Origin of the sequence: Streptomyces sp. SAI-135, assembly GCF_029893805.1 — a bacterium.
Taxonomy (GTDB): Bacteria; Actinomycetota; Actinomycetes; order Streptomycetales; family Streptomycetaceae; genus Streptomyces.
This window is the reverse complement of sequence record NZ_JARXYP010000001.1, coordinates 1,072,991-1,079,578: the sequence shown is the minus strand read 5'-3', so window position 1 is coordinate 1,079,578 and position 6,588 is coordinate 1,072,991. Positions and strand designations below refer to the sequence as shown.

General features: G+C 70.5%; 5 protein-coding genes and 1 pseudogene. 4 read left to right on the top strand and 2 right to left on the bottom strand.

Translation table 11 applies throughout. The annotated features are described in order from the left end of the window. From M2163_RS46575 to M2163_RS04775, 3 genes and pseudogenes are all read left to right on the top strand, one after another. Nucleotides 1-400: pseudogene (locus M2163_RS46575) on the top strand (transposase); the annotation flags it as partial. Then, entirely contained in the window at nt 384-2,111 is a 1,728-nt protein-coding gene (locus M2163_RS46570) for a Mu transposase C-terminal domain-containing protein (protein WP_348542151.1), read from the top strand. The pseudogene M2163_RS46575 and the gene M2163_RS46570, both read left to right, overlap by 17 nt. A gap of 53 nt (nt 2,112-2,164) precedes the next feature. Further along, complete coding sequence (locus tag M2163_RS04775) at nt 2,165-3,133, top strand: ATP-binding protein (RefSeq protein ID WP_280893126.1); 969 nt, start codon at nt 2,165-2,167, stop codon at nt 3,131-3,133. 75 nt (nt 3,134-3,208) lie between these two features. Here M2163_RS04775 and M2163_RS04770 read toward each other — a convergent pair whose 3' ends face one another. Further along, nucleotides 3,209-4,090, bottom strand: a complete 882-nt coding sequence (locus M2163_RS04770; RefSeq protein WP_280892826.1) for an XRE family transcriptional regulator — start codon at nt 4,088-4,090, stop codon at nt 3,209-3,211. 932 nt (nt 4,091-5,022) lie between these two features. Between M2163_RS04770 and M2163_RS04765 the strand changes: the two genes are divergently transcribed. Beyond that, nucleotides 5,023-5,796 carry a GntR family transcriptional regulator gene (locus M2163_RS04765; RefSeq protein WP_280892827.1) on the top strand — a complete coding sequence of 258 codons (774 nt, stop codon included), beginning with the start codon at nt 5,023-5,025 and terminating at the stop codon, nt 5,794-5,796. 22 nt (nt 5,797-5,818) lie between these two features. Here the strand turns inward: M2163_RS04765 and M2163_RS04760 are convergent, their stop codons facing one another. Next, a complete protein-coding gene (locus M2163_RS04760) occupies nt 5,819-6,244 on the bottom strand; it encodes a hypothetical protein (RefSeq protein WP_280893125.1) in 426 nt (141 codons plus the stop codon). Nucleotides 6,245-6,588: the final 344 nt, after the last annotated feature.

Here is a 6,588-nt window from a genome sequence, read left to right as displayed (position 1 = left end):
CAGCGACGATGCGGTACGTGAGCAGTACGACCCTGCGCGGCACACGCTGGCCGAACGGGAGCGGGCCAAAGCCGCAGAGCTGACCGCGCTGGGGTTCGGCCGGGTCTCGCGTACGACGGTGCAGCGGATGCGGCTCGCCTACCGCAAGCAGGGTTTGTGGGGTTTGGTCGATCACCGCGCCACCCGCGCCACCCGGCCTACCGGGCGGGCCGATGAGCGGGTGGTGGCCGCTGTCCGTGAGGCGCTGCGTCGTCGGCGTGGCCGTTCCAAGGGCACCGTCAGCGGCGTGTTCCCCCTCATCCAGCAGATCCTCGAAGACCGGTACGGCCCCGGGGTGGTGCCCGTCCCGTCGCAGGCCACCTTGTACCGGCTGGTGGCGGCTCTTGCCCGCCCCCGGTGAACTGCCGGCGGGGCGGGTGCGGCAGGTGCCGGCCAGTTGCGAGGGGCGGGCTTTCACTCCGGCCACGGCTTTGCGGCCGGGCGAGCAGGTCCAGATCGACACCACCCGCCTGGACGTCTTCGCTCTCTTCGACGACGGCATCCCCAGACGTCCCGCTCTGACGATCGCCGTCGATGTCGCCACCCGCGCCATCCTGGCCGCCGTGCTGTGTCCGAGCGCGACCAAGGCCGTGGACGCGGCACTGCTGCTGGCGGAGATGGCCGTCCCGCACCCCGCCCGCCCCACCTGGCCAAACATCTGGCGCATGGACCACCAGCAGGGGGCCCTGCCCCACCAGGAGCTGGCCGCACTCGATGAACGTCTTGAGCAGGCGGCGGCCCGGCCGGTCGTCCTGCCGGAGATGATCGTCATCGACCGTGACCACGTCTTCGTCTCCGCCGCGTTCACCGCCGCCTGCGAACACCTCGGCATCAGCGTCCAGCCCGCCCCGCCCCGCGCGCCCACCGCCAAAGGCATCGTCGAACGCGCTTTTGACACCATCAACGCCCTGTTCGGCCAGCACCTGCCCGGCTACACCGGATCCGACACCACCCAACGTGGCCCCGACGCCGAACACGAAGCCTGCTACAGCGTCCCCCAACTGCAAGACCTCCTCGACGAGTGGCTGGTGCACTACCACCACCGGCCCCACGGAAGCCTGCGCCACCCGCTCATGCCCAAGAAGGCGTTGAGCCCGAACCAGATGTGGGCCGCGCTGCTCGCGGTCACCGGCTACGTCCGCGTCCCCCTCACCCGCAACGACTACCTCGAGCTGCTGCCGGTGCACTGGCGGTCCATCACCCCTGCCGGAATCCGCATCCAGCACCGCACCTACGACGCCGACCTCCTGGCCCCCTGGCGCGGCCAGCGCTCCCCCCACCCAGCCCGCGGCGGGAAGTGGGAGATCCGCTACAACCCCCACGACGTGCGCCAGGTCTGGGTACGGCTGCCCAACGGGAAGCTCACCGAAGTTCCGTGGATCCACCGCGACCACATCCACGAACCGTTCACGGGCGACGTCTGGCGGCACATCCGCACCACCACCCACCACCACTACGACAGGGGCAGCGAGCAGGAGGAAGCCGCCCTTGCTGACGCCGTCGACCAGCTCATGCGCCGCATCCACACCGGCCACGCCACCAGAACCGAACAAGCCGTGATGGCCCGCACCACCCCGCTCCCCCTGCCCCGCCACCCCGAACACCACAACCACAGCCACAGCCACGGCACCAGCGACAGTGCCGAGACCGGGGCCGGCACCGGGGCCCGGGCCGGGGCCGGGGCCGGGGCCGGGGCCGGGGCCGGGGCCGGGGCCGGGGCCGGGGATCTCGCACCGTGGGAAGAGGACGACAGCCTCGACGACCTCGACCACGACGACCTCGACCACTTCGACGAAGCCGACGAGGACGACGACCTCGACCAGGACGACCAGGACGACCAGGACGACCAGGACGACCAGGACGACGAAGCCGACGAGGACGACCTCCTCGACCAGGACGACGAGGACGGCCTCCTCGAGGACCTCGACGAGGACCACGGCGATGAGCTCGACGAGGACCACGGCCTCGACGGCGTCCATGACCGGCCCGGCAGTACGACCCCGCCCGAACGGCCCGCCCCGACCACCGGGTTCGGGCTTTACAACGCGCACGAGGAAGCCGACACCTGGTGAACACCCGTCCCGCCCTCGCCGAAGGCGACGAGCCACCCGAACCGTCCTGGCCGCTGACCACCTGGCAGGGCTGGCACCGCTTCGCGACCACCGACCCGCCCGCCCCGCCCCCACCGGGCGGACCACCGCGCCCCCGTGCAGAACGCCTGGCCTACCACTCCAGCTTCGTGACTATCCGCACCCCCGCCATCAGCGACCTGGCCGCACAGACCCGCACCCTGATGGTCCTGGGCCGCCACCAGGAGGCCACCGCACGTCCCTCACTGATCGTCACCGGGCCCGCCGCCGCCGGGAAAACGACCGCTCTGCTGTCCGTGGGCCGCACCTGCCACCTCGCCCACACCCGCAAAAACCCTCCCCCGCCCGGACGAAGCCGCCCCCCAGTCCCGGTCGCCTACGTCCTGGTCCCGCCCGGCGCCACCGCGAAAACCCTCATCACCGAGTTCGCCCGCTACCTCGCCATCCCCACGACCGCCCGCATGACCCAAAACCAGATCACCGACGCCGTCTGCCACACCTACACCGCTGCGGGTGTCCAACTCGTTCTCATCGACGAAATCCACCGCCTCAACCCCCGCACCACCAACGGCGCCCAGGCAGCCGACCTCCTCAAAGACCTCACCGAAAAACTGCCCGCCACCTTCATCTACGCCGGCATCAACGTCACCGACACCCCCCTGTTCTCCGGCGTCCGCGGCGCCCAGCTCGCCGGCCGCGCCTGCCTCATCCCCTGCGGCCCCCTGCCCGCCCGCCACGGCACCCGCGAACCCTTCCGCGACGTCATCACCGACATCGAAAACCACCTCGACCTGCAGCAGCACAAACCCGGCACCCTGCCCCGCCTCGCCCCCTACCTCCACCACCGCACCGCCGGCCGCATCGGATCCCTCACCCGCCTCATCCGCCAAGCAGCCATCACCGCCATCACCGACCGCACCGAACGCATCACCAAAACCGCCCTCGACGCCATCCGCCTCGACCACCTCGCCGAAACCCACCACCACCCCCGCCCCAACCCCTAACCCCACCCCCGCAGGCAGGCACCACAGCCAGCCCCACCTCGCGGCACCACGGCGCCCATCGCTGCGCGTGCGCAGCTAGGCGGCGGCGAGGTGGAGGAGCTCCGGTACGCCGTCCGCGCGGGCGTAGGGCTTGAAGCGGGGGAGCAGGTCGTCGACGAGGCGGGCGCAGCGCGGTGCTCCGATACGGCGGGCCAGGAGCAGGGACTGGGCCGCGGCGGCCGCGGCGGGCTCGGGCTCTTTCAGATCGAGGTAGCTCGCGGCGCGGTAGGCGAGGAAAACACCCTTCGTCTTGTCGCGGGCGGGCGGCAGCAGACGTTCACCCTCGCTGATCAACTGGTGGGCGCGGCGGGTGTCCCCCAGGTCCAGGAGGGCCTGTCCGGAGTCGACGGCGAGGTCGGCCTCGGACACCCACGCGCACCAGGCCGGCCGGTCGACGCCGGCATCCGAGAGGTGGTGCTCGGCCGCCGCGAGGGATCGCAGCACGGCACCGCGGTCACTACGGTCCCCGCGCGCGGCGAGCGCGCGGGCCAGACGCAAGTGGATGAGGCAACGGGCGGCAGGACTCTGCGCGCGGGCCAGGGCGGAGTGGAGGATGCCGGCCGCCGCGGTGTGATCACGGCGCCAAGCAGCCTGATAGGCGAGGTCACCCAACAGCCCAGCACCCAAATCGCGGTCCCCGGCCGCGTGCGCATGGCGCAGACCCGCAATCCAGCTCCGGCTCGCGTGACTGTGGCGGCGCACATCGAAGGCGTGCCAGGCGACGGTCTGGGCGAGGGAAGCCGCCAGGGTGTGCAGGCGCAGCCCGAGGGCCGGTGCAAAGCGGCCGGTCGCGAGGAGCCCGGTCACCGCGGCCAGGTGCGCCTCCAGGAGCGCGGGGGTGTGCTGGCGCTGCTCGGTAGACAGGCCCGCCAGGCGCCGGGTGGAGTCCTCCAAGGAGGCGACGAGGTCTTCACCCACGGGTGTACCGCCGTGGGCCCGGGCGAACACGCCTGCATGGCCGCCGTCCCCGCCCACAGCCCAACCAGACAGAGCAGTGCCGGAGATCGTCAGGAAGGTACGGCGTTCCATCACTGCTCACTCAGCCTCTCTCCAAACGGCACCAAACGGTGAGACCCGAGACAAGCCACCCCATCAGCCGCCCACGGCAGCCCGTTCAGCCAGACATCGACGCGACCCCTGTCCACCAGCCAGCCGAGCGCACCAGCGATAGAGACCTGTGATCCCTCGCCGGGACGAACGCCACGCTCACGCACCCCTGCTTCACCGACCCCGCAACACCCATGCCACCTGCACGACGGCGGCACGGACACCACAGACGCGTTCCCCATCGCCTTGCCGACCGCACAACGCCCCGCCACCCACGGGTAGAAGGTGGCCTCTTCCACACCCCCATCCAATCACCCAGCGCACACGACCGGTAACACCCTCACGGAGACAGGGCCCACGAAAACCCCTCAACTAGCGGGCTAGCTCGTAGAGTTGAACCCCACCTCGATCCCGAGCACACCGAAAAAGGGCAGCGGCCGTCACCCACGACCCCAGACACCACCCCCCGCAACCCAGTCCCCGTCCCCACGCCAGCCCTCCCCGCCAGCCAGGACCAGCCCGCTCACCACGCGAAGACGAACCACCCCGCCCCAACCCCACCCCAACACCTCTCACCAGCACAAACACCAACCAAGCCTTAACACCCCCACCCAACCACCAACACCCCACCCCCTCACTCAACAAACACCACACAACCCCAGCCCACCCACCCCCACCCCACTACCCCCAACCACCCCCAACCCCTCTCAACCAACCCACAACACCCCACCCCACACACCACCCCCCACACCAACAACCCCCCACCAAACTCAGGGAGCCGCTGACCAGTACGGAGTCCGCGTATGGGCCACGAGGAGCCACCGCCGCCGCCGAAGCACGAGGTCGTCGCCAACGATCTGCGTCTTCGACTCGACAACGGCGAGTGGGCGGTTGGGGAAAGACTGCCCTCCCGTGCGCGGCTCGCCGAGGAGTACGAGGTCGGCGCCAACGTCGTGCAGAAGGCTCAGGAAAGGCTCATCGCCGAGGGACGCCTTCAGGGCCGCGCAGGATCCGGAACCTTCGTCACCGAGCTCCGCGGGCGCCGCCGCATGATCCGCTCCCGCCACCGGGAACACCGCGGCGGCAGCCCCTTCCGCGCGGACATGGCCGAACTCGGCCGCACGGGCACCTGGGAGGCACACTCCGAGGCCCGCACACCCGCTCCGCACCCCATCGCCCAGCGGCTGGGCATCGAGCCCGGCGACCCGTGCGTCCGCACAAAGTACGAGTTCCTCGCCGACGGACGACCCGCCCAACTCTCCGTGTCCTGGGAACCGATGGCAATCACAGGCAACACACCCATCCTGCTGCCCGAAATGGGCCCGCTCGCCGGGAAAGGCGTCGTCGAGCGGATGCGCTCCATCGGCGTCGACATCGTCACCGCGCTGGAAGTCCCCCACCCCGCCCGCGCCACCCAGGAGCAGGCCAACCTGCTCGGAATCGGCCGCGGGGACCTGGTCCTCGTCATCGAGCGGACCTACTACGACGGCGACGGCCGCGCGGTGGAGACCGCCGACATCACCGTCCCTGACGCCCGCTGGGAGATTGCGTACGAATTCGGGGTGGACGCCCGGTAACACCGTACGGAGCGCCACGATCTCACCAGCCCCTGCCACGGAGGACCCCCTCCCGCACGGACGGCGCATTACGCGCATGACGCAGAACCCGCAGCTCGCCCACCAGATCGGCAGGCACCGCCACCCGCTCCGGGCACAGTTGCGCCACGGTCTCCAGGGACTCGCACAACGCGGCCACAAACGTCAGCCCTCGCGAGCGCTCCATGAGCCAGTGCGGTCCGGGCGGCGCCTCTTTACCGCCCGGGGGCAACACCACCGCCGCGGATCCGCGAGCGCCGGGCAGAGGCGGCCTGCAGCCGGCGGCATGCGCCGGGACGAGGAACGACAAGGTGGCCGCGCCCGGCATCGGATTCACGCTGTCCGCACCGGGCTCAGTCAGCCGCTCCAGCGCCTGCAATGCGAGGAACCGGCAGATGGTGACGACGCCGATCTCGCCGGCCGTAGCCATGCCACAGCCGCTCGCCCGAGCCGTCCCGTCGCACCCCATCCGGTTACCTCCGCCACCCGCGGCTCACGTGAAGGTAGAACCGGGCAGGGAGCCATGGGCGAACTGGTAGTTCGCAAAAAATCGCGGATCCCCCTCTCCCTCACTCACGGCGCGGTGACGGTTGCTCAGTTCCCTGCGATCGCACGCGCAAGAGACACGGAGCCTGCGGCGGTGGCCTCAGCCCCGCTTCTAATCGTGTGACTCACACGATTTGAAGTGGGTCCATCGTCAAGGCCGGTGAGTGGATTAGCAACGCCCCGCATACCGGGCGCAGTGTCACTGCGAATGTGTGACGCCTGGCCTCG

Coding starts and splice junctions, on each gene's coding strand:
- M2163_RS04765 (WP_280892827.1), top strand. CDS start 5,023: ATGGGCCACGAGGAGCCACCGCCGCCGCCGAAGCACGAGGTCGTCGCC.
- M2163_RS04760 (WP_280893125.1), bottom strand. CDS start 6,244: ATGGCTACGGCCGGCGAGATCGGCGTCGTCACCATCTGCCGGTTCCTC.